The organism is Enterobacter sp. E14S (genome assembly GCF_055666685.1).
In genome coordinates, this window is the sequence record NZ_JBVODQ010000004.1 from 86,450 (window position 1) to 111,468 (window position 25,019).

Below are 25,019 nucleotides of genomic sequence, written 5' to 3' on the forward strand. Positions count from 1 at the left end.
GAGCGCACCATGACGACCTCTACCCTGCAAACCCATGATAATAAAGCTGTTGAACATCGCGTCATTAACAAGCTGTTCCGACGCCTGATCGTCTTTCTCTTTATCCTGTTTGTCTTTTCGTTTCTCGATCGCATCAACATCGGCTTTGCCGGACTGACGATGGGCAAAGATCTGGGCCTGACGTCGACCATGTTTGGCCTGGCCGCGACGCTGTTTTACGTCACCTACGTGCTGTGCGGCATCCCGAGCAACATCATGCTGGCGAAGATCGGCGCGCGGCGCTGGATCGCCGGGATCATGGTGGTGTGGGGCATCGCCTCGACCTGCACCATGTTTGCCACCAGCCCTGAAACGCTCTACGTCCTGCGCATGCTGGTGGGCATTGCCGAAGCGGGCTTCCTGCCGGGGATCCTGGTCTACCTGACATGGTGGTTCCCGGCGTATCACCGCGCCCGCGCCAACGCGCTGTTTATGATCGCCATGCCGGTGACCATGATGCTCGGCTCGATCCTCTCCGGCTACATTCTGGCGATGGACGGGCTGTGGAACCTGAAGGGCTGGCAGTGGCTGTTCCTGCTGGAGGGGCTGCCGTCGGTGGTGCTCGGCGTGGTGACCTGGTTTTACCTCAACGACACGCCGGATCGGGCCACCTGGCTCGACGACGACGAAAAGCAGGCGCTGAAATGATGATCGCCCGCGAGCAGGAGGTCGCCATTGCCCAGTCCGTCACGCCGCGATCGACGCTGCGCGAAGTGCTGACCCCGGCGGTGCTGCTCTACACGCTGGCCTACTTCTGCCTGACCAACACGCTCAGCGCCATCAACATCTGGACGCCGCAGATCCTGCAAAGCTTCAACACGGGGAGCAGCAATATCGTCATCGGCCTGCTGGCGGCGATCCCGCAGTTTTGCACCATTCTCGGGATGATCTGGTGGAGCCGACGCTCCGACAGGCTGAAAGAGCGAAAAAAGCACACCATCCTGCCGTACCTGTTCGCCGCGGCGGGATGGATGCTGGCCTCGGCCACCGATCACAGCCTGATCCAGCTGCTTGGCATCATCATGGCCTCAACCGGATCCTTTACCGCCATGGCGATATTCTGGACCACGCCGGATCGGGTGATTAGCCTGCAGTCCCGCGCGGTGGCGCTGGCGGTGATCAACGCGATCGGCAACGTCGGATCCGCCGTCAGCCCGCTGCTGATCGGCATTCTGCGTGACGCGACCGGCAGCTTCAGTTCCGGACTGTGGTTTGTGGCCGGGCTGCTGGTGGTCGGCGCGCTGGTGCTGACGCGCATTCCGATGACGCAGCGGGATCAACAGAGGAACGATCATGTGCCAGAGCCCTATCGCCAACATTGATATCAGCAAGGAGTACGACGAAAGTCTGGGCACCGACGACGTGCACTACCAGTCGTTTGCCCGCATGGCGGCCTTTTTTGGCCGCGACATGCAGGCGCACCGTCACGACCAGTATTTTCAGATGCACTTTCTCGATACCGGGCAGATTGAGCTTCAGCTCGACGATCATCGCTACTCGGTGCAGGCCCCGCTGTTCGTCCTCACGCCGCCGTCGGTGCCGCACGCGTTTATCACCGAATCCGACAGCGACGGACACGTGCTGACGGTGCGCGAGGATCTGATCTGGCCGCTGCTGGAGGTGCTCTACCCCGGCACGCGTGAAGCGTTTGGCCTGCCGGGGATCTGCCTCTCGCTGGCCGACAGGCCGGACGAGCTGGCGGCGCTGAAGCACTACTGGCAGCTCATTGCCCGGGAATCCACGGAACAGCTGCCGGGGCGCGAACATACTCTGGTCCTGCTGGCGCAGGCGGTGTTTACTCTGCTGCTGCGCAACGCGAAGCTCGACGACCACGCTTCGGGCGGCATGCGCGGCGAGCTGAAGCTGTTCCAGCGCTTTACCCAGCTGATAGATGCCCACTACCACCAGCACTGGACGGTGCCGGAATACGCCAGCGAGCTGCACCTGACCGAATCCCGCCTGACCGATATCTGCCGCCGCTTCGCCAACCGCCCGCCGAAGCGGCTGATCTTCGACCGCCAGCTGCGGGAGGCCAGACGCTTGCTGCTCTTCTCCGACAGCGCGGTCAGCGAGATTGCCTGGCAGCTGGGGTTTAAGGATCCGGCCTATTTTGCCCGTTTTTTTAACCGCTTAGTGGGGTGTTCGCCGAGCGCGTATCGGGCGCAGAAAGTACCGGTGTCGCCTGTTCCCCTCTCCCAAAGGGAGAGGGAGTAACCGTCCCCTCTCCCTTTGGGAGAGGGTTAGGGTGAGGGAAATCACACTCTGCGATCTCTCGCGAAAAGTACCCGTCGTTGTCCTAATCGTCCCTTCACGTTACGCCCCTCTCAGGCTTCAATTAAACAACAAAAACAAAACATAAATTTAACAACATTATTCCGATACGAGGTCCCTATGAAGCCTGAAGATTTCCGCGCTGATGCCAAACGTCCGTTAACCGGCGAAGAGTATTTAAAAAGCCTGCAGGACGGCCGTGAGATTTATATCTACGGCGAGCGCGTCAAAGACGTCACCACCCATCCGGCGTTTCGCAACGCGGCGGCCTCCATCGCACAGATGTACGACGCGCTGCACAAGCCGGAGATGCAGGACACGCTCTGCTGGGGCACCGATACCGGCAGCGGCGGCTACACCCACAAGTTCTTCCGCATGGCGAAAAGCGCCGACGACCTGCGCCAGCAGCGTGACGCCATCGCCGAGTGGTCGCGCCTGAGCTACGGCTGGATGGGCCGCACGCCGGACTACAAAGCCGCGTTCGGCTGCGCGCTCGGCGCCAATCCGGCCTTCTACGGCCAGTTCGAACAGAACGCCCGTAACTGGTACACGCGCATTCAGGAAACCGGCCTGTACTTCAACCACGCCATCGTTAACCCGCCGATCGACCGCCACAAGCCGGCGGACGAGGTGAAAGACGTCTACATCAAGCTGGAGAAAGAGACCGACGCCGGGATTATCGTCAGCGGCGCGAAGGTGGTGGCAACCAACTCGGCGCTGACCCACTACAACATGATCGGCTTCGGCTCCGCGCAGGTGATGGGCGAAAACCCGGACTTCGCGCTGATGTTCGTCGCGCCGATGGATGCCGAAGGCGTGAAGCTGATCTCCCGCGCCTCTTACGAGATGGTGGCAGGCGCAACCGGATCCCCGTACGACTACCCGCTCTCCAGCCGCTTCGACGAGAACGACGCGATCCTGGTGATGGATCACGTGCTGATCCCGTGGGAAAACGTGCTGATCTACCGCGATTTCGACCGCTGCCGTCGCTGGACGATGGAAGGCGGCTTTGCGCGGATGTACCCGCTGCAGGCCTGCGTGCGTCTGGCGGTGAAGCTCGACTTCATCACCGCCCTGCTGAAGAAATCCCTGGAGTGCACCGGTACCCTGGAGTTCCGCGGCGTGCAGGCGGATCTCGGCGAAGTGGTGGCCTGGCGCAACATGTTCTGGGCGCTGAGCGACTCCATGTGCTCCGAAGCCACCCCGTGGGTCAACGGCGCGTATCTGCCGGATCACGCCGCGCTGCAAACCTACCGCGTGATGGCGCCGATGGCCTACGCCAAGATCAAGAACATCATCGAGCGTAACGTGACGTCCGGGCTGATCTACCTGCCGTCCAGCGCCCGGGATCTGAACAACCCGCAGATCGACCAGTATCTGGCGAAGTACGTGCGCGGCTCCAACGGCATGGATCACGTCGAACGCATAAAGATTTTGAAGCTGATGTGGGACGCCATCGGCAGCGAGTTTGGCGGCCGTCACGAGCTGTACGAAATCAACTACTCTGGCAGCCAGGATGAGATCCGCCTGCAGTGTCTGCGCCAGGCGCAGAGCTCCGGCAACATGGACAAGATGATGGCGATGGTTGACCGCTGCATGTCCGAGTACGACCAGCACGGCTGGACGGTGCCACACCTGCACAACAACAGCGATATCAACATGCTCGACAAGCTGCTGAAATAGCGCAGCGGGAGGTTGCAATGCATTCAGATGAACAACGCCTGCGTTTTCGCGACGCAATGAGTAGCCTGTCGGCTGCGGTTAATGTGGTCACCACCGAGGGCGAGGCGGGCCGCTGCGGCATTACCGCCACCGCCGTCTGTTCGGTCACGGACACCCCGCCGTCGGTTATGGTGTGCATCAACGCCAACAGCGCCATGAATCCGGTATTTCAGGGCAACTGCAGGCTGTGCGTTAACGTACTGAACCACGAACAGGAGATCATGGCTCGCCATTTTGCGGGGATGACCGGTATGACGATGGAGGAACGCTTTACCCTCTCCTGCTGGCAGAAAGGGCCGCTGGCGCAGCCGGTGCTCAAGGGCGCGCTGGCCAGCCTTGAGGGCGAGATTAGCCAGGTGCAAACCATCGGCACGCATCTTGTCTACCTTGTCGAAATTAAAAATATCATCCTGAGTGACGCGGGACACGGCCTGATCTACTTCAAGCGCCGTTTCCACCCGGTCATGCTGGAGGCGGAAGCCGCCGTCTGATCCCCCCTCGCGCTGGCCTTTTTCTTCGGCCAGCGCCGCTTTCTACAAAAACTCCTAAGGTTTCCGCTAAATCACGCCGTTATATAACCATAAGAGAAATTTTCTGTGACTGAATACTGACACCCTTTGTCAGTGCATCCGCATCATTCAGCGCATACCTAAATATACAGGATGACCTTATGGCTAAAACGACGCGGAGCCGCTCGGCTGAACGTCTGGTCGATATTCTGGTTGAGCTACATTTAAACGGTGTGGTAAACCGCAGTGCGCTAATGGAAAAATTTAAAATTACCGAGCGTACCGTCTACCGGGATTTAAATGCCCTCTCTCCTATTGTTGAACATACCGGTAACGGGCTATATCGACTGATCCATTCTGCGCAATCGCCCGGCGGACAAGGCTTACACCACACCCTTGCTAACTTCCTGAATGCTGACAGCTTTTTCCCTGAAAGAAATACGGAATTCTGGCAGAAGCTCGAAACGCGCGTTGACGAAAACCATATTCTTATTCTTGGCAATGAGGCAGAACACACGGTAGAACGTGATATTCGCCGTCATTTAACGAAAATCGAGAAATCGATTAAAAACCATAATGTTTGTCAGATCGTTTATAAGGGAAAAGCCCGTCTGATTAATCCCTATAAACTCATTAACAAAAAAAATATATGGTATTTACAAGCCACCGAAAATAGCCGCCTGAAATCCTTCTCATTGAGCCAGATTAGCTGGTTCGATATTCAAAAAACGTCCTTCACGCCCGAGGAAAATGTCCTTGAGCTGCTGGAGAAAAGCCTCGATCCCTGGGTGTCTGAAAATACTTTCGCAGTGAAAATATTTATCAAAGATAATATTTCACATTACTTCCTGCGCCGCGATCTTCTGCCGGAACAGGAGCTGCTGGAGGAGCAACAGGGCGGCGTCACGCTGCGCTGCCAGGCGGCGCACGAGAACCAGATCCTGCCGCTGCTGTTCTACTGGCTGCCCCATATTCAGATTCTGGAACCGAACTGGCTGAAGGAAAAACTGATTAGAACGCTGGAGAACTATCTGGCGGTGGAGCGTAACCCGAATAATCAAGTGATCTCAATCACATAATTTCGCCCCCTGGCGGCGAGCCGGAACCGCTCGTCGCCCCCTTTGACCGCTCACCCGGCACTTTCAACCACTCATTCATTTACCGTCCTTTACACGCGCGAGGATCTGGCAAGATCGCTCCAGCATTAATCAATACCTCCCCACAACGAACCCTGACCCTTTTTTCTTTACATAAAAAACCAGGTCTTACTATGGATACTAAAAAACTACTGAAGCACGTGCCCTGGGCCTTACTCGGGATCCTCGGCGCTTTTTGTCTGGCGGTTGTCGCATTACGCCGGGGCGAACACGTAAGCGCCCTGTGGATCGTGGTCGCGTCGGTTTCCGTCTATCTTGTTGCTTATCGCTACTACAGCTTGTACATCGCGCAGAAGGTCATGAAGCTCGACCCGACGCGCGCCACCCCGGCGGTCATTAACAATGACGGCCTGAACTACGTGCCAACCAACCGCTACGTGCTGTTTGGTCACCACTTTGCCGCTATCGCGGGCGCAGGCCCGCTGGTCGGCCCGGTGCTGGCCGCGCAGATGGGCTACCTGCCGGGTACCCTGTGGCTGCTTGCCGGCGTGGTGCTAGCGGGTGCGGTGCAGGACTTTATGGTGCTGTTTATCTCTTCTCGCCGTAACGGGGCCTCTCTGGGTGAGATGGTCAAAGAAGAGATGGGCCGCGTGCCGGGGACTATCGCCCTGTTCGGCTGCTTCCTGATTATGATCATCATCCTCGCGGTGCTGGCCCTGATCGTGGTGAAAGCGCTGGCCGAAAGTCCGTGGGGCGTCTTCACCGTCTGCTCAACCGTGCCGATTGCGCTGTTCATGGGTATCTACATGCGCTTCCTGCGTCCGGGACGCGTGGGCGAAGTGTCGGTGATTGGTATCGTGCTGCTGGTGGCCTCCATCTACTTCGGCGGCGTGATTGCGCACGACCCTTACTGGGGCCCGGCGCTGACCTTCAAAGACACCACCATTACCTTCGCGCTGATTGGCTATGCGTTTATCTCCGCGCTGCTGCCGGTCTGGCTGATTCTGGCACCGCGTGACTACCTGGCGACCTTCCTCAAAATCGGCGTTATCGTCGGTCTGGCGATCGGTATCCTGGTGATTAACCCGGACCTGAAAATGCCTGCGGTCACGCAGTACATCGACGGTACCGGCCCGCTGTGGAAAGGCGCCCTGTTCCCGTTCCTGTTCATCACCATCGCCTGCGGTGCGGTCTCCGGCTTCCATGCCCTGATTGCCTCCGGTACCACGCCTAAGCTGCTGGCGAACGAGAAAGACGCGCGTCTGATCGGCTACGGCGCGATGCTGATGGAGTCCTTCGTGGCGATCATGGCGCTGGTTGCAGCCTCCATCATCGAACCGGGTCTCTACTTCGCGATGAACACCCCGCCTGCTGGCCTCGGCATTACCATGCCAAACCTGCACGAGATGGGCGGCGATAACGCGGCGCTGATTATGGCGCAGCTGAAGGACGCAAGCGCACACGCCGCGGCGACCGTCAGCTCCTGGGGCTTCGTGATTTCGCCTGAGCAGATCATGCAGACCGCGAAGGACATCGGCGAACCGTCCGTGCTGAACCGCGCAGGCGGTGCACCTACGCTTGCCGTCGGTATCGCACACGTGTTCCACAAGGTGCTGCCGTGGGCGGACATGGGCTTCTGGTACCACTTCGGTATTCTGTTCGAAGCGCTGTTCATCCTGACCGCGCTGGACGCCGGTACCCGTGCGGGCCGCTTCATGCTGCAAGATTTACTCGGTAACTTCGTGCCGTTCCTGAAGAAAACCGACTCTCTGGTGGCGGGTATTCTGGGTACTGCCGGCTGCGTCGGCCTGTGGGGCTACCTGCTGTATCAGGGCGTTGTCGACCCGCTCGGCGGCGTGAAGAGCCTGTGGCCGCTGTTCGGTATCTCTAACCAGATGCTGGCAGCCGTTGCTCTGGTGCTCGGTACCGTGGTCCTCGTGAAGATGAAGCGTACCAAATACATCTGGGTCACCGTGGTTCCTGCGCTGTGGCTGCTGCTCTGCACCACCTGGGCGCTTGGCCTGAAGCTGTTCAGCGCCAACCCGCAGCTGGAAGGCTTCTTCTTCATGGCTAACCAGTACAAAGAGAAGATTGCCGCAGGCGGCGCGGACCTGACCGCGCAGCAGATTGCCAACATGAACCATATCGTGGTGAACAACTACACCAACGCGGGTCTGAGCATTCTGTTCCTGGTGGTGGTGTACAGCATCATCTTCTACGGCATCAAAACCTGGCTGAACGTGCGCAACGCCGACGGCCGTACGGATAAAGAAACTCCGTACGTGCCGGTGCCGGAAGGCGGCGTGAAGACCTCTTCACATCATTAATCCGCAATCCTCCCCCTCTCCCTTTGGGAGAGGGCTGGGGTGAGGGGAACATAAGCCCAGCGGACTCACATCGCCGGGCTTTTTCTGTCTGGAACCCACAATGTTTGGTAACTTAGGCGAAGCAAAAAAATACCTCGGTCAGGCGGCGAAAATGCTGATTGGCATTCCGGACTATGACAACTACGTTGAGCATATGAAGACCAACCATCCGGATAAGCCGTACATGACCTACACCGAATTCTTCCGCGAGCGCCAGGAAGCGCGCTACGGCGGAAGTGGAGAAGGCGGCGTCCGCTGCTGCTAAAGGAGAGACCATGACCCCGATTGCCGTTACCCTGCTGACCGGTTTCCTCGGCGCCGGTAAAACCACCCTGCTGCGCCACATCCTGAACGAACAGCACGGCTTCAAAATCGCCGTCATCGAAAACGAGTTCGGCGAGGTCTCCGTTGACGATCAATTGATCGGCGATCGCGCCACCCAGATCAAAACCCTGACCAACGGCTGCATCTGCTGCACCCGCTCTAACGAATTAGAAGACGCCCTGCTGGACCTGCTCGACAGCCGCGATCGCGGCGAGATCGACTTTGACCGCCTGGTGATCGAGTGCACCGGCATGGCCGACCCCGGCCCGATTATTCAGACCTTTTTCTCTCACGAAATCCTCTGCCAGCGCTACATGCTGGACGGCGTGATTGCCCTGGTCGACGCGGTTCACGCCGACGAGCAGATGAACCAGTTCACCATCGCCCAGTCTCAGGTGGGCTACGCCGACCGCATCCTGCTGACCAAAACCGATGTGGCGGGCGAAAGCGAAAAACTGCGCGAGCGCCTGACCCGCATTAACTCCCGCGCGCCGGTTTACACGGTGACGCATGGCGACATCGATCTGTCTCAGCTGTTCAACACCAACGGCTTTATGCTGGAAGAGAACGTCACCGCGAAACCGCGCTTCCACTTTATGGGAGATAAGCAAAACGACGTGGCGTCGATTGTGGTCGAGCTGGACTACCCGGTGGACATCAGCGAGGTTTCGCGGGTGATGGAAAACCTGCTGCTGTCGTTTGCCGACAAGCTGCTGCGCTATAAAGGGATGCTGTGGATTGACGGCGAGCCGAACCGCCTGCTGTTCCAGGGCGTACAGCGCCTGTACAGCGCAGACTGGGACAGACCCTGGGGCGATGAAGCGCCGCACAGCGTGATGGTGTTTATCGGTATCCAACTCCCGGAAGAAGAGATTCGGGCGGCGTTTGCAGGGCTGAAGAAATAACCGCTATGCATCTCCTCTCCCCTGTGGGGCTGAGGGATCCCCGGTAATTTTTTAACCTGAAGCGATGAATGTTGCTTCAGAAAAATTAGTGGCTCACAGCGATGCCCTGGTCCGGCTGTAAATCGCCGAGGCGTTTCCGTAAGGCCGGGGCGAGGCGCAGGGATGCGCCGAGAGGGCGTGGCCTGCAGGGATGCAGGCTCATGCCCGACCCGATAGCCTGAAGGAATAAGCTGAGGGTACCGCGAAGCGGCGATTTACCGCCGGGAGCCCGGGTCGCCAGGGTGGTGGCGATTGAGCCACCCTGGCACGTTCACAGGTCATGCCGTTACAGAGTAGCAAGGAACATAGAGTGAACGGAATAACCTCCACAGCCGTATGTTCCCCCTCACCCCAGCCCTCTCCCTCAAGGGAGAGGGAGCCGTCTGTGCAGGCATTATCTTGTGGGGATACCCCAGCCTTTAGCAAGAAGGGTAAACTTATTTCACCGCTTCCGGCAGCGTCACAATCCACAGCTCGCTGTCCGACTCCGGCTTCTTCAGCGGCTTCACGCTGAGCGTGGTTTCAACCGGCTTATCATCCAGCGTCAGCTTGCCTTCCGCGTTCACCCGATAATCCTTGAGCTTCTTGCCCTCGACCGGGTTTTGCATCGCAACCTTCACGCCAAAGTCGTTATCGTTCGCTACCGCAAGCGTTTTGCTGTCGATCAGCGCCAGCCCTTCGGCCTTCTCCTGCTGCCAGCCCAGTGCGCGGAGATCGACGACCTGCGTTTTAGCCGCAAGGGTAATGCCGCGCTGCGCCAGGGTTTTTTCATCATCAAACTCCGGGTACTCGCCCGGCTTGTCGAAGGCGGAAAGGTCGCTCGCCTTGCTGAGATCCACCTTATAAATCAGGTTACGCATGCCGTCGTTTTTATCGCTTCCCTGCTCAATCAGCAGGATGTGCTGGTTATCGAGCGCCACGATGTCGCCGATTTTGGCGTCGCTGTTTTTGTCATAAGCCGCGCTGTCGATAGGGTAACCGTACATCGCCGTTTTCCCGGTTGCCGGGTCGAAGCTCACCAGACGCGTAAACAGCGCCTGCTTTTTGCTCTTACCATCGATATCCAGCGTGCTTTGCACAGCGGCGATAATACGCCCGTCCGGCATCCGGGTCAGGCCTTCAAAGCCCCGGTTCGCCTGGCGCCATTTGATAATGTTTGGCAGACCGCCCGCGATGGATTTCTCCCCTTCCGCGGCCTGCGGCCCGTGGATCGCCAGGATCTTCCCTTTGCTGTCGACGTTAATCAGGAACGGGCCATATTCGTCGCACAGCCAGTAGCCGCCTTTGCCGTCCGGGGTGATGCCTTCCGTGTCCAGCCCGCGGTTGTCGCCCTTCAGGATCTTGAGGGTATCGCTGAACGCCACTTCATTGGTGGAGCCAATCACGCCGCTTTGCAGCGGCAGACCGTTGATCTCGCCTTTATCATCATGCAGCGGGCGGGCATCGACAGCCTCCGCTTTGCCGTTCTGAACGCGGATGGTCATCAGCAGCGGCGCGAAATCTGGCGTGACAAATATTTTGGCTTCGCTTTTACCCATTTTTGGCGCATCGGCGTTTGGACCGCGATCGGTCACGGTCGCAAAGGTCAGGGCGTCGCCCTGCTTGCCCGTAAACAGCAGGCCAGAACCGATTCCCACGGGCAGTCCGTTCGGAAACGCGCTGGCAAACGCGCCGCTGTAGCTCACGTGGGAGCCTTCAGGGAAGCTGACGACATAGCGCTCAGCAGTGGGCTGCGCCGCCAGGCCAGAGAAAGAGAGCGCACAGCCGATTAGCACAGGAATAATTTTTCTTTTCATATTGTTAGCATCCAGTTAGTGAAGCCAACAACGTAAAGAATAAACGTGTCAGAAAAATGACATGGAAGGGAAACCGGTATGAGCGATTGAACGTATATTCATCACTCGAAATGTAAGGCTTTGTTGTTTTGTGTGACAGGCGAAACATTTTTGGAAATTATTAGAAACCCAATTAATTCATCTCAAATCACTATCCCCGCCTCGTTCAGTTTATGTTTAGTCAAAAAACTAAACGGTTCCTAAACGCTAAAAACATCCCCTGTTGACACCCCGACAATCAAACATCATTGCAACAACTTCAATAAAAAAGTTAACAATATCAGTATAAAACCGCGATTTATATCACATTTGCAGTCATTAACATCGCTTGTTAAGGTGCGCCCAGATGAATTTAATGACGAGGCAAAAAACATGAAAAAACTGAATATCCTTCTTCTTTCTGCTCTGGCTGCCGTATCGGGTTCCGCACTGGCGATGGGCGGCACCGTTGAGCAGGGTAAAAACTTTACCAACCTCAACCTGGAAATGGGGAAATCCTCATCCGGTGTTTATCTGGAAAGTAACTGGCTGAAAAACACCGACGACGGTACCCAGACCGGCGGCGTGGGCGCAGGCTACAACCTGGGTCTTGGCCCGGTGATGCTGAACGCGGGCGCAAAAGCCATCTACCTCGGCCCGAAAAAAGGCGATAACGGCGTGGCGTTCCCGATTGGCGGCGGCGTAAACGTTGCCCTGACCGACAGCATCCACGTCTACGGTGAAGGCTATGTCGCACCAGAAGGCCTGAACAACAGCGTGAAAAACTACGTCGAAGCCAACGGCGGCGTAAGCTGGACGCCAATTACGCCAGTGACCCTGAAAGTGGGCTACCGCCACGTGAGCGTGGACGGCAAAGACGGTCGTCCTGGCCACACGCTGATTGACGGCGCATATGTAGGCGGTGGAGTCACCTTCTGATGAAACACCGCATGACCGCGCTTTGCGTTCTGAGCCTCACGCTGATGCTCGCCGGCTGCGTCCAGTACAAATGGGTGAAACCGGGCGTCAGCGATGCGGAAATGAATAAAAAGCTCACGGAATGCGAAGCGCAGGCGCTGATCGATCTGCCCCCGGATAACGTCGTAACCGGATCCAGCTCGGAAAAAACGGACAAAAAGAACAAGAAAAAGGATATTTCCACGAGCTACACGGTTGAAGACGCGAATGAATATCGCCGGGATACGTTAGTTGACAGCTGCATGTTCAAAAGCGGCTGGGACAAGATCGAAGTGCAATAATCCCTTTAAAAAAAACCTGCCGGCTGGCAGGTTTTTTATGACCTCTTACTTATGCACCACCACCAGCTTCTGGTTCACAAACTCTTTGATCCCCAGATCCGACAGCTCGCGCCCGTAGCCGGAGCGCTTCACGCCGCCGAACGGCAGCTCTGGCGCGGTATCGGTGAGCCAGTTGATGTACACCATCCCGGTCTCAATCCGCGACGCCATTTTCTTCGCGCGCTCGATATTCTGGCTGAATACCGCCCCGCCCAGGCCGTAGTGGGAGTCGTTCGCCAGCGCGACCGCCTCGTCGTCGTTTTTCACCACGTACATCTGCGCCACCGGGCCGAAGAACTCTTCGAAATACGCCGGGTTATCGCGGGAGATATTCGTCAGGATCGTCGGTTCGAAGAAACTCCCGTCGCGCTGCGCCGGTTTGCCGCCATAGTGCAGCGTGGCGCCGTTTTTCACCGCCTCGTTAACCTGTCTGGTCAGCGTTTCGAGCGCATCTTTAGACGACAGCGGCCCCAGCGTGGTGCTTTCGTCCAGCGGATCGCCAATCTTCACCTGCTTAAACGCCTCGGTGAATTTGCTCAGGAAGGCCTCTGCAATCTTTTCATGCAGGATAAAGCGCTTCGCCGCGGTGCAGACCTGCCCGGCGTTGTTGAGCCGCGCGTTAACGCCAATTTTCACGGCCTTCTCAAGGTCTGCATCGTCCAGGACCACGAACACGTCATTACCGCCCAGCTCCAGCGTGGATTTCTTAATGTGCTTCGCCGCCTGCGCGGCCACCGCGCTGCCGGCCTTTTCGGAGCCGGTTAATGCGGCGCCCTGCACGCGATCGTCAGCAATGATATTCGCCACCTGCTCGGACGAGATAAACAGGTTGGTCCACGCCCCTTCCGGCGCACCCGCCTCGCGCACCAGATGGGCAAAGGTCTCGGCGCAGTGCGGCACGATGCTGGCATGTTTGGCGATGACGGGGTTACCCGCCGCCAGGTTTGGCGCCAGGACGCGCATCAGCTGGTAGTACGGGAAGTTCCACGGCTCAACGGCCATCAGCACGCCGATGGGGTGATGCTCCACCCAGGCTTCACCGAGCTCAGAGTCGTACTTCACCGGGGCCAGGAACCGCTGCGCGTTGTCGGCGTAGTAGCGGGCGATCTGCGCGCACAGCTTCACCTCGCCGCGGCTCTGTTCGATGAGCTTACCCATCTCCTGGCTGGCGATTTTAGCCAGATCCTCCACGCGCTCGTCGATCAGATCGGCAAGCTTATGCAGCACCGGCAGGCGCTGGCTGATGTCGCCTTTCGCCCAGTCCGAATGATAAAGCGCATCGGCCGCCTTCAGCGCCGCTTCGATATCCGCGTCGGTATGTGAGGGGTATTCTTTGATGAGCTGGTTAGTGGCAGGATTTACTGTCTGATAAGCCATGTCGAATCTCCTTGTTTTACCGCTTAGGGTATTAAGGGTAGTCAACATGACTGGCTATGGACGTAAAGTTGGGTATATCCGGAAGGTTCTTAATGAAGCGCTGCCGGACGGTTCGCTGACGTGGTATAAAAAATCTTCAGAAGGAGCGCCCATGACCGATACCCGACATATCCGCCAGACTTTTCACCGCGCCTCAGGCCTTGAGCTGCGCAGCACCTGGCAGAGTACGCAGGCGTACAAACGCCACAGTCACCCTCAGCTTTCCATCGGCGCGATTGTGGAGGGCCAGACCCGCTGCGTGTGTCATGACAGAGAGTACATCCTTAACCCCGGGGACCTCATCGCGATCCCGGCCGGTGTGCCACACAGCTGTAACCCCGTCGCCGGGCAACCGCGCAGCTGCCATATGCTCTATATCGACACCGGGTTTCCGCTGGCGCTACAGGTGATTCGTAGCCCAACCCTGTTTGCCCATTACCAGGACGTTGTCGAGACCCTGTCTCCGGCATCACTGGAAACGCTGCTTTCTGCCCTTCCCCGCGCCGCGGATAACGCTGACGCGCTTCGCGCAACCAGCCAGCAGGTTCAGCAGGCATTTCTTTCCGATCTCGCCTGCCCGCCTTCCCTCGACGAGCTTGCCCAACGCTTCTCGCTGCGCAAGGAGACGCTGATCCGCACCTTCAGGCAGGACACCGGCCTGACGCCGGGCAGTTTTCTCAACATCTCCCGCGTGGAGTACGCCAAGGTGCGGCTGCGTGCCGGGGACGATATTGCCGACGTCGGCTACCAGAGCGGCTTTGCCGACCAGAGCCATTTTCATAAGACCTTCGTCAGCTATACCGCTGCCACGCCGCGCCAGTACGCCACCGGCCGATCAATATCAGACAATAAATAGGTTCTGCAGCGCCGTACTCTGACCTCGGATTGTTAACCGAGGTCGCTATGGAACTGTTCTTCCCTTCCGCTTTTCTCGCCCTGGCGCTGGCGCACTTTGTTGCCCTGTTAAGCCCGGGCCCGGATTTCTTCCTGCTGGTGGGCTACGCCGCGCGCTATCGGCTGCGCGGCAGCGCCGGACTGTGCCTCGGCATTGCCGCGGGTAACGCGCTCTATATTCTTCTGGTGATTATCGGCTGGAGCGCGCTGCGCCAGTTTACGTGGCTGTTTACCCTTATCGAGCTTTGCGGGGCGCTGTTCTTGCTGTGGATCGGCTCGCATCTGATTCGCAGCCGCCAGCAGGCGCTGGCGCTGAATGAAACCCACCAGCGCTTCCCTTCGCTGCGCAAGCAAATCCTGCTGGGGCTCGGTTCGGCGCTGCTAAACCCGAAGAACGCGCTGTTCTATCTGGCGCTAATGACGGCGTTACTGGGGCCGGGCGTCACGCTGCTTCAGCAGGCGACCTGCGGCGTCTGGATGGTGATGGTGGTGCTGGTGTGGGATCTGGCGCTGGTATCGCTGATGGGGTTGACCGTGGTTCAACAGAAGCTCAGCCGTTCGCTGTGGTGGATTGAGCGCACGGCGGGGGTGGTGCTGATGGGGTTTGGCGGATGGGTGCTGTGGCGGTTTTTGCACATTCCCCCCGCTTCCCTCTATCCTTAACCCATGGAAAAAATAGCTGAACTCAAACGCGCCAAGCTGCTGGCGCTATCGCTGCTGCTGATTGCCGCCGCAGCGTTTATCACCACCCTGTTTCTGCCGCAGACCTTCTGGGTGCGCGGCGTGAAGGCCATTGCCGAGGCGGCGATGGTCGGCGCGCTGGCAGACTGGTTTGCCGTGGTTGCGCTGTTCCGTCGGGTGCCCATTCCGTTTATCTCGCGCCATACGGCGATTATCCCGCGCAATAAAGACCGGATCGGCGACAATCTCGGCCAGTTTGTGCAGGAGAAGTTTCTTGATACCCAGTCGCTGGTGGCGTTGATTCGCCGCTATGAGCCCGCGCAGATGATCGGAACCTGGTTCAGCCAGCCCGACAATGCCCAACGCGTCGGGCTGCATTTGATGCAGGTGATGAGCGGTTTTCTCGAACTCACCGACGACGGGCGCATTCAGCGCCTGCTCAAACGGGCGGTGCATAAGGCCATCGACAAGGTCGATTTCACCGAAACCAGCGCCGTGATGCTGGAGAGCATGACCAAAAACAACCGCCACCAGGTGCTGCTGGATGCGATCATCAATCGTCTGATTACCCTGATTCAGCGGGAGAGCACGCGGGACTTTATTGCCGATCAGATTGTCCACTGGCTGAAGACCGAACATCCGCGCAAGGCGATGGTGCTTCCCACCGAGTGGCTGGGCGATCAAAGCGCGGAGATGGTGTCGAACGCGGTGAACACGCTGCTGGACGATATCAGCCACGACCGCACGCACCAGATCCGCCAGGCGTTCGACCGCGCTACGCTGAAGCTTATCGACAACCTGAAAAACGATCCGGAGATGGCGGCGAAAGCCGACAACATCAAGCACTACCTGAAAAACGATGAGGCGTTTAACCGCTATCTGGGAGAGATGTGGGCTGACCTGCGCCAGTGGCTAAAAGCGGATATGCAAAGCGAGGATTCGCGGGTGAAGCAACGCATCGCCAACGCCGGGCTGTGGTTTGGCGAAACGCTGTCTAACGACGCCAGCCTGCGTGCGTCGCTGAACGAGCATCTTGAGCAGGCCGCGCATCGCGTGGCGCCGGATTTTGCCGCGTTCCTGACGCGCCACATCAGCGACACGGTCAAAAGCTGGGACGCCAAAGACATGTCCCGCCAGATTGAGCTCAATATCGGTAAAGACCTGCAGTTCATCCGCGTCAACGGCACGCTGGTGGGCGGGACGATTGGCCTGATCCTGTTTTTACTCTCGCAGCTGCCTGCCGTGCTGGGACATTAATCTACTTTGGGCGGCGCGATGACGTAGCGCGTCGCCTCGAAGCGGTTGAGGATCAGGTGCACCAGGAAGACCATCGTCAGCGTTGCGACCAGCGAAAAGGTGACGGAGGTGATGCGGTAGAGATCGCTGAACACCAGGTCAGTGTCCGGGTGCATGTTCTGCCCGAACATAATGCCGATGGTGGTGATGCTGGAAAACCCCACGCCCGCCCCCACCTTTTCCATCACGTGCAGACGCGCGCCAAACGCCAGCCCGAGGCCGATCAGCGGCATCATCAACAGCATATGGCTGCTGTGATCGTAGAGGATCAGCTGCACCACCAGAATGTAGAGACAGCCCAGCACCACGCCGACCACGCGCCAGATCGAGCTCATCACCGAACCGCGGTAGTGCATGGGGAACAGAATTAAAATCCCCGCCATCAGCGCCGAAAGCGAATCGCTTAAGTCGCTAATCTGAAACACCACGAATATCAGCGTCGCGACGGTGCCGGAGAGCAACGACTCGTGGCGCACGCGGGCGTCGTCTTTCTCAATCAGCGGCGGCGGCCTGCGGGGCTCCACGTCCGGCAGGAGATAGTTCATCAGCGCGCTCAGGCACACCGCCATCACGCTCGCTTCGATGTTGGAAAACAGCAGCGTGTGCCAGCTGGTCGTGGGGTAGCTCATAAAGTTGAGCATCACGCTCTGGCACACCACGCCCATTGAGCCAAACAGGAACAACGGCCCCTTGCTCATAAAACGAAAACGCATCACGTACAGGGCAAACACCACCAGCGTCATGATGACCGGCCATTGCGACAGATAGCCGATAATGAAGATCATTTCGACGCAGTTTAGCGCGGCGCTGAAGATAAACTGCTTTGCCACGTGGCGGTTAAACACCGGTACCAGCGACAGAAGCATGATCGGATAGACCACGAAAAATACGCCGTAGCTGGTGTTGTAGAAGCTGGAGATGCTGAGCGCAATCATCCCGGCGAAGACGATGCGCAGGGTCTGGCGAAAGTCGTTTGCCGTGTAGACGATGTTGCCGTGCGGGGTAAAGACCCGCGCCAGGGTGCTAATAGACATAGTGAAGCAGGCTCACCAGGTGGATCTGCATCCCGGAGAAAAAGCGCGCAAACGGCCCTTCGCTGTTGTAAAGCTGTACGGTAGCGCGGGCGCCGGTCGGCAGATGCTTTGGCAGCGCTTCATCCAGCGTCACGTGAATGCGCATGCGTTGGGCGTCACGTACCCAGCGGTTGGAGGTTTCCGGCTCGGACAGCTGGCCGTTCACGGCCTCCTGACCCGCCAGTATCCCCGCGTCGCTGCTGGTCACGTGGGCGCGGAAAACGTGCCCCGGGAAGGCGTCGAACACCACGGCGGCATCGGTGCCCTGATGGGTATGGCGCAGGCTTTTTTCGCGAAAATCGGCCACGATATCGGTCTGGTTGTTCACCAGCGCCAGCGCGGCGGAACCCGAGGAGGCGTAAAAGCCCGGACTTAACTGCAGGTTACTGACCGTGCCGTCCGCCTGGGCGTAGACCTTCGTCCAGCCGAGGTTAAGCTCTGCCTCATCCAGCGCGTTGCGGTATTTTTGCAGCGTCACGTTGCGGTGCTCGTCCCGCTCGCCGCGCTGAATGCGCAGGTTATGGATATTGGCCTGGATGGAGCTGACGGACTGCTCGCTGCTCTGCCAGGTGGTGCGGACTTTGTCCAGATCCGCCTGCGAGACGTTCTGCAGGGTGCTCAGCTTCTGGTAGCGATCGAAGGTCACTTTATCGTTACGCGCGGTCAGAACGGCGGTTTTCAGGCTGGCCTGCGCGGCAGCGATCTGCGCATCCAGCTGTTCGTTGGAAAGGCGTGCCTGCTCAAGCGAGATTTGCGCCGCTTCTACTTTATTGCGAAACGGCGTGTCGTCGAGCTCAAACAGCAGATCGCCTTTTTTCACCTGGCTGTTGTTATGGACATGTACCGCCGCCACGTAGCCGGAGACGCGCGGAGAAACCGGCGTCACCACGCGCATCACGGTGGAGTCCGGCGTCAGCGGGATCCAGATATCCGCGACGATAAAGTAGACAAACATCAGCAGGAAAGAGGCAATACTTACCCTTACCCAGCGGGCAAACTTTTGTTCAGGGGTCATTATTTTTCGGTCTTGTTATCTTCTTCGCGGATTGTCCGCAAATTGCAGGCGAATTGATTCAGGGTGGCGCTGAAAATGTCGATATGTTCCGGCGCGATGTTTTGCGATACGCGCGCCTGATAGGTCTCAATCACCTGAGTGAGCCTTTTTAATATGGCTTTTCCCTCAGGCGTCAGCGTCAGAAGCCGGATACGCTTGTCATAAGGCGATACGGAGCGCAGCAGGTAACCCTGCTTTTCCAGCTGTGTCAGGGTGCGCATCAGCGGCGGCAGTTCAATGCCCTGCACCTCCGCCAGCTCACTCACGGAGACGTTATCCCCGAGCTGATGAAGCTGCATCATCACCGTCCAGCTCGACTGGGTTAACCCGGTATCGAGAATGGCGTCGTCGATTACCGCACGCCACTGGCGCACGATCATCGCCATCCGCATGCCCATCGGCCTGCGGCTAAACAGTTCTTCTTCGCTCATGGGGAAACCTCTCGTCACACGCGGCCACGATAATAGTTATCAGGATAAGTATCAAGAAACGAGAGGCGAAAGAGCAGGAATTGCGAAAACGATGTCTCCCTCTCCCCGTGGGAGAGGGGCGGGGTGAGGGCACCAGCCCGCAGCGGCGTTTAGCGGCTAAAAAGTCTCTTAACAGCAGCCCTACCTGAAGCCGTCACCACCACCTCCCTGTATCCCGCCACCCGCTGGATCCAGCCTTTGCTTTCCAGAAAAATCAACAGCGCCGCGCCCGCCTCACCGCCAAGATGAAAGCGCCGCTCGCTCCAGTCCAGGCAGGCGCAGCAGGCCTTGCGACGTGTATTGGGATTTAACGGAATACCAAGCTTCAGAAACTGCTCGCGGCCATACGGCGTGAGCGCTGAACCGTCTGCCTCCAGCCAGCCTTCCGCCTGCATAAAATCGTAGATTTGCACCGCAACCGTTCCGGCAAGATGGTCGTAGCAGGTTCGGGCTTCGCGCATGGCTTTCGGCGCGGTCGTTTCAGGCGGGGTGATGCGGCTCCAGGAGAGCCCCATCATCTGCTCGACCAGCGCCGCCACGTCGTGCCCCGCCAGACGATAATAGCGGTGCCGCCCCTGCGACAGGCAGGTAATCAATTGCCCTTCCACCAGCCGGGCGAGATGGCCGCTGGCGGTCGACGGCGCAACGTCTGCCGCCGCGCTCAGCTCGGTAGCGGTCCACGCCCGCCCGTCCATCAGCACGCACAGCATCTTTACGCGCGACGGATCGGCCATTGCGGCAGCCACCGCGGCAATGGCCTGTTCCAGCGCCGCGCTGTTATCAGGAGGTAGGCTCGTTTTTAACATGTGTCGCCCAGGGTTCGGTGATCTCTGCGGCCAGCTTATCATCATCCGTCAGCAGAATTAGGTCAACGTCATACATCCGCGCGCCCTCCGGTTTCGGAACTGTACTCCCGCACCAGCTGCGCCACCCGAATGCGGTAGTACGCGAAAATCGACTCCCGCCCTTCGGCCTGCGCGGCCTGATGAAAGACGTTCTGCTTCCAGCGGCGGACGGCCTCTTCATCCCGCCACCAGGAAAGCGACAGGATTTTGCCGTCGGTCGTCAGGCTCTGGAACCGTTCGATATCAATAAAGCCGTCGATATCCGCCAGCAGAGGTTTGAGTTCGGCAGCGAGCTGCAGGTAGCGCGCCTGATGGGCGGGCGCGGCTTTGGCTTCGAAAATGACTGCAATCATGATGGCCTCTCCGTTGTGATGTCGGGGAGAGAATGCAGGGTAGAGAGGAACGATGCTTCGGCAAAGAGCGAAGTAATGTGCCGGATGGCGCTGCGCTTATCCGGCCTACGAATAGTGTAGAACCGGTAAGCGCAGCGCCACCGGGCAGGTTTTAGCTCAGAATCGACCTCGGCTCCATAAACGCCCTAATCCCCCACTCGCCCATCTCGCGCCCCACGCCGGAGTGCTTAAACCCGCCGAACGGCGCTTTCGGTTCATGGGCAAGGGTGTTCACCAGCACGCGACCGGAGACAATCTGCTGCGCTACGCGGCGCGCGCGCTCCGCATCGCCGCCCAGCACCATCGCGCTCAGGCCGTAGTCCGTGTCGTTGGCAATCGCAACAGCCTCCGCCTCGTCACGATAGGGGATGACGCACAGCACCGGGCCAAAAATCTCGTCACGGGCAATCGTCATCCGGTTGTTCACGTCGGTAAACAGTGTCGGGCGCACAAACCAGCCGTCCTGCGTGCCTTCCGGTCTCCCTTCACCACCTGCCAGCAGATGCGCCCCCTCTTCGATGCCTTTACGAATATAGCCCTGCACCCGCTGCCACTGCTTTTCGCTGACCATCGGGCCGACGTCCGTCGCGCTATCGCGCGGATCGCCCGATTTCACCGCCGCCACGGCCTGCGCCAGCGCGGCTTCGATCTCCGCCTTGCGCGCCTGCGGCACCAGAATGCGCGTTCCGGCCACGCACGCCTGCCCGCTGTTCATAAATCCGGCCTGAATCACCAGCGGGATCGCCTGCGCCAGTTCCACGTCATCCAGCAGGATCGTCGGCGATTTACCGCCTAACTCCAGGGTCACGCGCTTAAAGCTCTCCGCCGCGTTGCGCAGGATCGCCTTGCCGGTATTCGTCGAGCCGGTAAACGAGATTTTTGCCACGTCGGGATGACGGCTGATGGTTTCACCGACGGTTTCGCCGCGTCCGGTGACGATATTAAACACGCCCGGCGGCAGCGCGGCATCGCACAGCGCTTCGGTGACAATCCGGGTTTGCAGGGCGCTCATTTCGCTCGGCTTGATGACGGCCGTACAGCCCGCAGCCAGCGCGGCCGCCAGCTTGCCGCAGATAAACCCCGCGTCGCTGTTCCACGGCGTGATAAGCCCGGCCACGCCAAGCGGCGTCATCTGCACCGTCGCTGTGCCTGCGGGGGTGATAAACTCAAACGCCTCCAGCGCCTCGATGGCCTGAGCAATCACCTCCGCCGGATAGCTGGCCATCCACGCCGAGCGCGAGGCGGGGGCGCCGTACTCTTCGATGACCGCTTCCAGCAGATCGTCGTGACGAGCGGCCACGGCGGCGTGCATGCGCTTCAGCGCCGCGATGCGTTCCTGCTTTGTGGTCTTCGACCACGCCGGAAACGCCGCTTTTGCCGCCGCAATGGCGCGCTCTGCGTCAACCTCATCCGCCAGACGTACCTGCCCTATAACCTGCGCCGTCGCCGGGTTGTACAAATCAAACCACTCGGTACCGCGCGGGGTAACAAATTCGCCGTTAATAAAGATCTGTTCGATGGTGTGCATATAAACCTCCTCAGGCTGTGTGAGCACAGTCTGTCACGGCTTCTCCGTTGCGATAATCCACGCTATGCTGCAAGGGTTGTTTCGATTTTCAGGATAATCTATGCATCGTTCAGGTCTGACAGAGCTGGAAGTGGTGATGGCGGTCGTGCGACGCGGCAGCTTTCGCGGCGCGGCGCAGGAGCTGGGCATGTCAGCCACGGCGGTAAGCAACGCCATCGCCGGGCTGGAGAGCCGCCTTGATACTCGCCTCTTTAACCGCACCACCCGCAGCGTGGCGCTCACCGACGCCGGACAGCGCTACGTGGCGCGTATCGGCCCGGCCCTGCAGGAGATCCGTCTCGCCAGCGAGGAGATCCACAGCGACACCGGGGAACCCGCCGGCACGCTGCGTCTGAACGTGCCGAACCATATCGGCACCCTGTTTCTGGACCAGCTGCTGATCGACTTTATGATCCGCTATCCGAAGATGCGCGTAGAGACCGTCAGCGAAGCGCGAATGATCGACATCGTCGCGGAAGGCTATGACGCGGGGATCCGCCTTGAGGAGTCCGTGCCGCAGGACATGATCGCCGTGCCGCTGACCGGGGAGATCCGCCAGCTGGTCACCGCCACGCCGGACTATTTTGCACGCCACGGCATTCCGCAGACGCCGGACGATCTGCTTTCGCATCAGGGGATCGGCATGCGCATGGCCCACGGCGGGATCTACCGCTGGGAGCTGGCGCGTCGGGGGGAAACGTACGCCCTTGCCGTGCCGCCGCGCTTTGCGACGTCCGATCTTTTTGCCTCGATCCGCGCCGTGAAAGCGGGATTAGGGGTGGGATTTTTGCCGGAACTGTATATCCGTGAAGAGCTGGAGCGTGGAGAACTGGTGAGCGTCCTAAACGACTGGGCGCAGCCCTTTGCCGGACTGCGCCTGTACTACCCCGGCCATCGCCACGTTCCGCCAGGCCTGCGGGCGCTGGTGGCAACGATCCGCGAGCGCGGGATTATTCCAGGTTAGCCTTGTTCAGCCCGTAAGCCGCGTCCAGCGATCCCGGTGCCATGCGGGAGGTGATCCCCAGACGGTTCCAGGCGTTGATCGCCACGATGGCGAAGTTCAGCTCTGAAATTTCCACGTCCGAGAAGTGCTCCGCCACGCTGCGATACAGTGCGTCGCTTACCCCGTGAACGCCAATCTGGGTCAGCGCTTCGGTGAAGGCCAGCGCGGCTTTCTCGCGGGCGCTGAACAGCGGGGACTCGCGCCAGGCCGCCAGATGGTACAGGCGCAGCTCGCGCTCGCCGGCAATTTTGGCCTCTTTCGAGTGCATATCCAGGCAGAAGGTACAGCCGTTCAGCTGCGACACGCGAATGTCGATCAGGTGCTTCAGCGCCGGGTCGATGGAGGTTTTTGCCACCTCCATGCTCAGGGCAGACAGCGCGTTGGCGAGGGCGGGTGTAACTTTGTGGTGGTTAACGCGAGTGCTCATTGTCTTTCCTCTTTTTTTTGTGCGGCATGTGTCATGCGATGAGGCAAATCTACGCCGTTCATGACATAGTAAAAAGATACAAAAAGCGTGAAATGAGGTAGGACATGAAGCCGGGCTATCACGAGATTTATACCCGCTATCGCGACAACATCACGCGCGGGGTGCTGAAGCCGGGCGATAAGGTGCCTGCCATCCGCGTGCTGGCGGAAGAGTTGAAGGTGGCGCGTAAAACCGTCGAAACGGCGTATGCCATTCTGACGGGTGAAGGGTATCTGGTGAGCCAGGGCGCGCGCGGCACGCGGGTGAACCCGGATCTGCTGTTGCCGGATAAGAGTGCCCCTGCGGAACAGACCACCGGCACGCTTCCGGCATCGCTCATCAGCCAGCGCGAGCGGGCAGGGTTTCTGCGCCCCGGCATCCCGGCCCTCGACAGCTTTCCGTATAAAAAATGGCTGCTGCTGGCGGGCCAGGCGACGCGCGCTATGCGACAGGAGGAGATGCTCAACCCGCCCGTTCTGGGCTGGTATCCGCTGCGCCAGGCCATCGCCAGCTATCTTAATATTTCACGCGGGCTGTCCTGCAGCGCCGAACAGGTGCTGATCACCAGCGGCTATAGCGGCAGCCTGCGGCTGATCCTCGACACCCTTGCCAGCCGCAGCGACAAGGTGGTGTTTGAAGATCCGGGCTATTTTATGGGCCAGCAGCTGCTCAAGCGGATCGTGCCGCGCCTGCACACGGTGCCGGTCGATCGCTGCGGCATCGACACGGAATACCTGCTCCGTCACCATCGCGACGCCCGTTTTGCCATCGTCACCCCGTCGCACCAGAGCCCGCTGGCGGTCACCCTCTCGCTGCCGCGCAAGCAGCAGCTGCTCGACTGGGCCAGCCAGAACGAGGCGTGGATTATCGAAGACGATTACGACGGGGAATTTCACTACACCCGCAAGGTGCTGCCGTCGCTGAAAAGTCTCGATCGGCACGATCGGGTGATTTTTATGGGCACCTTCAGTAAAACCATCATGCCGTCGCTGCGCATGGGCTACGTGGTGATGCCCGCCAGCACCGTCGGGGCCTTTACCGACTGCGCGGACATTACCACCAGCGGCCAGCCGGTGCTGACGCAAAAGATCCTCACCGCCTTTCTCAACGAAGGGCATTTTTTCCGTCACCTGAAAAAGATGCGCGCGCTGTATCAAACCCGCCGCGACTGGATGATTGCCGCCCTGCGCGAGGTGTATGGCGATCTGTTTTTCACCGAGCAAAATGACGGCGGGATGCATATCGTGGCGTTCCTGACCAGAGGAAGCGGTGACCGGGAAGTGGCGCGCTGCTGGCAGGAACAGCAGCTGCAGGTGAATGCGCTTTCGGAGTGGTATCGCGGGTCGGGCAAACGCTACGGGCTGGTGATGGGCTATAACAACGTACGGTCATATGAAGAGGCGGTGGCGTTGCTCGAGAGGCCGAAGCGGGAGACGCTTGCGCTGTTGAGCTGAAATCGCCGGGTGGCGGCTGCGCCT

At 59.1% G+C, this 25,019-nt stretch carries 23 protein-coding genes and 2 pseudogenes; 15 read left to right on the forward strand and 10 right to left on the reverse strand.

What is annotated here, in order from left to right; all coding sequences use genetic code 11:
* The first annotated feature begins 9 nt into the window (after positions 1-9).
* The 8 genes and pseudogenes from hpaX (at position 10) to yjiA (ending at position 9,233) form a co-directional block, all read left to right on the forward strand.
* Positions 10-1,361: pseudogene (hpaX, locus tag ACZ6J2_RS11465) on the forward strand (4-hydroxyphenylacetate permease).
* Positions 1,333-2,253, forward strand: coding sequence for a 4-hydroxyphenylacetate catabolism regulatory protein HpaA (hpaA, locus tag ACZ6J2_RS11470; RefSeq protein ID WP_471725762.1), 921 nt, complete (start codon positions 1,333-1,335; stop codon positions 2,251-2,253). The pseudogene hpaX and the gene hpaA overlap by 29 nt, the downstream one beginning before the upstream one ends.
* 177 nt (positions 2,254-2,430) lie before the next feature.
* The gene (gene hpaB / locus ACZ6J2_RS11475) at positions 2,431-3,993 is read left to right on the forward strand and encodes a 4-hydroxyphenylacetate 3-monooxygenase, oxygenase component (protein ID WP_471725763.1); all 1,563 of its coding nucleotides are present in this window, start codon (positions 2,431-2,433) and stop codon (positions 3,991-3,993) included.
* A 17-nt stretch (positions 3,994-4,010) separates the two neighbouring features.
* Complete coding sequence (locus ACZ6J2_RS11480) at positions 4,011-4,523, forward strand: 4-hydroxyphenylacetate 3-monooxygenase reductase subunit (RefSeq protein ID WP_471725764.1); 513 nt, start codon at positions 4,011-4,013, stop codon at positions 4,521-4,523.
* Between the two features lie 179 nt (positions 4,524-4,702).
* On the forward strand, positions 4,703-5,620 hold the full coding sequence (locus tag ACZ6J2_RS11485) for a helix-turn-helix transcriptional regulator (protein ID WP_471725765.1): 918 nt from the start codon (positions 4,703-4,705) through the stop codon (positions 5,618-5,620).
* A 191-nt stretch (positions 5,621-5,811) separates the two neighbouring features.
* Positions 5,812-7,965, forward strand: a complete 2,154-nt coding sequence (locus ACZ6J2_RS11490; protein ID WP_023334384.1) for a carbon starvation CstA family protein — start codon at positions 5,812-5,814, stop codon at positions 7,963-7,965.
* A gap of 100 nt (positions 7,966-8,065) precedes the next feature.
* Positions 8,066-8,269, forward strand: a complete 204-nt coding sequence (locus tag ACZ6J2_RS11495; RefSeq protein ID WP_003856610.1) for a YbdD/YjiX family protein — start codon at positions 8,066-8,068, stop codon at positions 8,267-8,269.
* Positions 8,270-8,279: 10 nt separating this feature from the next.
* Positions 8,280-9,233 carry a GTPase gene (yjiA, locus tag ACZ6J2_RS11500; protein ID WP_471725766.1) on the forward strand — a complete coding sequence of 318 codons (954 nt, stop codon included), beginning with the start codon at positions 8,280-8,282 and terminating at the stop codon, positions 9,231-9,233.
* 476 nt (positions 9,234-9,709) lie between these two features.
* Here yjiA and ACZ6J2_RS11505 read toward each other — a convergent pair whose 3' ends face one another.
* The gene (locus ACZ6J2_RS11505; protein WP_471725767.1) at positions 9,710-11,068 is read right to left on the reverse strand and encodes an esterase-like activity of phytase family protein; all 1,359 of its coding nucleotides are present in this window, start codon (positions 11,066-11,068) and stop codon (positions 9,710-9,712) included.
* A 411-nt stretch (positions 11,069-11,479) separates the two neighbouring features.
* Between ACZ6J2_RS11505 and ACZ6J2_RS11510 the strand changes: the two genes are divergently transcribed.
* On the forward strand, positions 11,480-12,025 hold the full coding sequence (locus tag ACZ6J2_RS11510; protein WP_023310269.1) for a YfaZ family outer membrane protein: 546 nt from the start codon (positions 11,480-11,482) through the stop codon (positions 12,023-12,025).
* Positions 12,025-12,345: a hypothetical protein gene (locus ACZ6J2_RS11515; RefSeq protein WP_039262264.1), complete on the forward strand. Its 321-nt coding sequence runs from the start codon at positions 12,025-12,027 to the stop codon at positions 12,343-12,345. The genes ACZ6J2_RS11510 and ACZ6J2_RS11515 overlap by 1 nt, the downstream gene beginning before the upstream one ends.
* A 45-nt stretch (positions 12,346-12,390) precedes the next feature.
* Here the strand turns inward: ACZ6J2_RS11515 and ACZ6J2_RS11520 are convergent, their stop codons facing one another.
* Positions 12,391-13,761: an NAD-dependent succinate-semialdehyde dehydrogenase gene (locus ACZ6J2_RS11520; RefSeq protein WP_471725768.1), complete on the reverse strand. Its 1,371-nt coding sequence runs from the start codon at positions 13,759-13,761 to the stop codon at positions 12,391-12,393.
* Positions 13,762-13,912: 151 nt separating this feature from the next.
* Here ACZ6J2_RS11520 and ACZ6J2_RS11525 point away from each other — a divergent pair, with 151 nt between their 5' ends.
* Genes ACZ6J2_RS11525 through ACZ6J2_RS11535 form a run of 3 tightly spaced genes read left to right on the forward strand, consistent with a single transcriptional unit; the run spans position 13,913 to position 16,632 of the window.
* A complete protein-coding gene (locus ACZ6J2_RS11525) occupies positions 13,913-14,656 on the forward strand; it encodes a helix-turn-helix transcriptional regulator (protein WP_471725769.1) in 744 nt (247 codons plus the stop codon).
* Positions 14,657-14,703: 47 nt separating this feature from the next.
* A complete protein-coding gene (locus ACZ6J2_RS11530; RefSeq protein WP_471725770.1) occupies positions 14,704-15,357 on the forward strand; it encodes a LysE family translocator in 654 nt (217 codons plus the stop codon).
* Between the two features lie 3 nt (positions 15,358-15,360).
* Entirely contained in the window at positions 15,361-16,632 is a 1,272-nt protein-coding gene (locus ACZ6J2_RS11535) for a DUF445 domain-containing protein (RefSeq protein ID WP_471725771.1), read from the forward strand.
* Here the strand turns inward: ACZ6J2_RS11535 and ACZ6J2_RS11540 are convergent.
* From ACZ6J2_RS11540 to ACZ6J2_RS11570, 7 genes and pseudogenes are all read right to left on the reverse strand, one after another.
* Entirely contained in the window at positions 16,629-17,705 is a 1,077-nt protein-coding gene (locus tag ACZ6J2_RS11540) for a DUF2955 domain-containing protein (protein WP_023310256.1), read from the reverse strand. The genes ACZ6J2_RS11535 and ACZ6J2_RS11540 overlap by 4 nt on opposite strands.
* Positions 17,695-18,762, reverse strand: coding sequence for an HlyD family secretion protein (locus tag ACZ6J2_RS11545; protein ID WP_471725844.1), 1,068 nt, complete (start codon positions 18,760-18,762; stop codon positions 17,695-17,697). Before ACZ6J2_RS11545 ends, ACZ6J2_RS11540 begins: the two co-directional genes overlap by 11 nt.
* A complete protein-coding gene (locus ACZ6J2_RS11550; RefSeq protein ID WP_033144545.1) occupies positions 18,759-19,229 on the reverse strand; it encodes a MarR family winged helix-turn-helix transcriptional regulator in 471 nt (156 codons plus the stop codon). Before ACZ6J2_RS11550 ends, ACZ6J2_RS11545 begins: the two co-directional genes overlap by 4 nt.
* 149 nt (positions 19,230-19,378) lie before the next feature.
* Positions 19,379-20,074, reverse strand: a complete 696-nt coding sequence (locus ACZ6J2_RS11555; RefSeq protein WP_471725772.1) for an ArsR/SmtB family transcription factor — start codon at positions 20,072-20,074, stop codon at positions 19,379-19,381.
* Positions 20,049-20,135 (reverse strand): annotated as a pseudogene (locus ACZ6J2_RS11560) (amino acid-binding protein); the annotation flags it as partial. The gene ACZ6J2_RS11555 and the pseudogene ACZ6J2_RS11560, both read right to left, overlap by 26 nt.
* Before the next feature lie 7 nt (positions 20,136-20,142).
* Positions 20,143-20,466, reverse strand: a complete 324-nt coding sequence (locus ACZ6J2_RS11565) for an antibiotic biosynthesis monooxygenase family protein (RefSeq protein WP_471725773.1) — start codon at positions 20,464-20,466, stop codon at positions 20,143-20,145.
* A gap of 151 nt (positions 20,467-20,617) precedes the next feature.
* Positions 20,618-22,033, reverse strand: coding sequence for an aldehyde dehydrogenase family protein (locus tag ACZ6J2_RS11570; protein WP_471725774.1), 1,416 nt, complete (start codon positions 22,031-22,033; stop codon positions 20,618-20,620).
* A 100-nt stretch (positions 22,034-22,133) separates the two neighbouring features.
* On the opposite strand from ACZ6J2_RS11570, the gene ACZ6J2_RS11575 reads away from it, so the two are divergent.
* Positions 22,134-23,036, forward strand: a complete 903-nt coding sequence (locus ACZ6J2_RS11575; RefSeq protein WP_471725775.1) for a LysR family transcriptional regulator — start codon at positions 22,134-22,136, stop codon at positions 23,034-23,036.
* Here ACZ6J2_RS11575 and ACZ6J2_RS11580 read toward each other — a convergent pair.
* Positions 23,023-23,502, reverse strand: a complete 480-nt coding sequence (locus tag ACZ6J2_RS11580) for a carboxymuconolactone decarboxylase family protein (protein WP_014882392.1) — start codon at positions 23,500-23,502, stop codon at positions 23,023-23,025. The two genes, ACZ6J2_RS11575 and ACZ6J2_RS11580, sit on opposite strands and share 14 nt — an antisense overlap.
* 104 nt (positions 23,503-23,606) lie before the next feature.
* Here ACZ6J2_RS11580 and pdxR point away from each other — a divergent pair, with 104 nt between their 5' ends.
* Complete coding sequence (gene pdxR, locus ACZ6J2_RS11585; protein ID WP_471725776.1) at positions 23,607-24,995, forward strand: MocR-like pyridoxine biosynthesis transcription factor PdxR; 1,389 nt, start codon at positions 23,607-23,609, stop codon at positions 24,993-24,995.
* Positions 24,996-25,019: the final 24 nt, after the last annotated feature.

Bases quoted from the DNA above. Each gene is read 5' to 3' on its own strand.
- hpaA (WP_471725762.1), top strand. From the start codon at position 1,333: ATGTGCCAGAGCCCTATCGCCAACATTGATATCAGCAAGGAGTACGAC.
- hpaB (WP_471725763.1), top strand. From the start codon at position 2,431: ATGAAGCCTGAAGATTTCCGCGCTGATGCCAAACGTCCGTTAACCGGC.
- ACZ6J2_RS11480 (WP_471725764.1), top strand. From the start codon at position 4,011: ATGCATTCAGATGAACAACGCCTGCGTTTTCGCGACGCAATGAGTAGC.
- ACZ6J2_RS11485 (WP_471725765.1), top strand. From the start codon at position 4,703: ATGGCTAAAACGACGCGGAGCCGCTCGGCTGAACGTCTGGTCGATATT.
- ACZ6J2_RS11490 (WP_023334384.1), top strand. From the start codon at position 5,812: ATGGATACTAAAAAACTACTGAAGCACGTGCCCTGGGCCTTACTCGGG.
- ACZ6J2_RS11495 (WP_003856610.1), top strand. From the start codon at position 8,066: ATGTTTGGTAACTTAGGCGAAGCAAAAAAATACCTCGGTCAGGCGGCG.
- yjiA (WP_471725766.1), top strand. From the start codon at position 8,280: ATGACCCCGATTGCCGTTACCCTGCTGACCGGTTTCCTCGGCGCCGGT.
- ACZ6J2_RS11505 (WP_471725767.1), bottom strand. From the start codon at position 11,068: ATGAAAAGAAAAATTATTCCTGTGCTAATCGGCTGTGCGCTCTCTTTC.
- ACZ6J2_RS11510 (WP_023310269.1), top strand. From the start codon at position 11,480: ATGAAAAAACTGAATATCCTTCTTCTTTCTGCTCTGGCTGCCGTATCG.
- ACZ6J2_RS11515 (WP_039262264.1), top strand. From the start codon at position 12,025: ATGAAACACCGCATGACCGCGCTTTGCGTTCTGAGCCTCACGCTGATG.
- ACZ6J2_RS11520 (WP_471725768.1), bottom strand. From the start codon at position 13,761: ATGGCTTATCAGACAGTAAATCCTGCCACTAACCAGCTCATCAAAGAA.
- ACZ6J2_RS11525 (WP_471725769.1), top strand. From the start codon at position 13,913: ATGACCGATACCCGACATATCCGCCAGACTTTTCACCGCGCCTCAGGC.
- ACZ6J2_RS11530 (WP_471725770.1), top strand. From the start codon at position 14,704: ATGGAACTGTTCTTCCCTTCCGCTTTTCTCGCCCTGGCGCTGGCGCAC.
- ACZ6J2_RS11535 (WP_471725771.1), top strand. From the start codon at position 15,361: ATGGAAAAAATAGCTGAACTCAAACGCGCCAAGCTGCTGGCGCTATCG.
- ACZ6J2_RS11540 (WP_023310256.1), bottom strand. From the start codon at position 17,705: ATGTCTATTAGCACCCTGGCGCGGGTCTTTACCCCGCACGGCAACATC.
- ACZ6J2_RS11550 (WP_033144545.1), bottom strand. From the start codon at position 19,229: ATGAGCGAAGAAGAACTGTTTAGCCGCAGGCCGATGGGCATGCGGATG.
- ACZ6J2_RS11555 (WP_471725772.1), bottom strand. From the start codon at position 20,074: ATGTTAAAAACGAGCCTACCTCCTGATAACAGCGCGGCGCTGGAACAG.
- ACZ6J2_RS11565 (WP_471725773.1), bottom strand. From the start codon at position 20,466: ATGATTGCAGTCATTTTCGAAGCCAAAGCCGCGCCCGCCCATCAGGCG.
- ACZ6J2_RS11570 (WP_471725774.1), bottom strand. From the start codon at position 22,033: ATGCACACCATCGAACAGATCTTTATTAACGGCGAATTTGTTACCCCG.
- ACZ6J2_RS11575 (WP_471725775.1), top strand. From the start codon at position 22,134: ATGCATCGTTCAGGTCTGACAGAGCTGGAAGTGGTGATGGCGGTCGTG.
- ACZ6J2_RS11580 (WP_014882392.1), bottom strand. From the start codon at position 23,502: ATGAGCACTCGCGTTAACCACCACAAAGTTACACCCGCCCTCGCCAAC.
- pdxR (WP_471725776.1), top strand. From the start codon at position 23,607: ATGAAGCCGGGCTATCACGAGATTTATACCCGCTATCGCGACAACATC.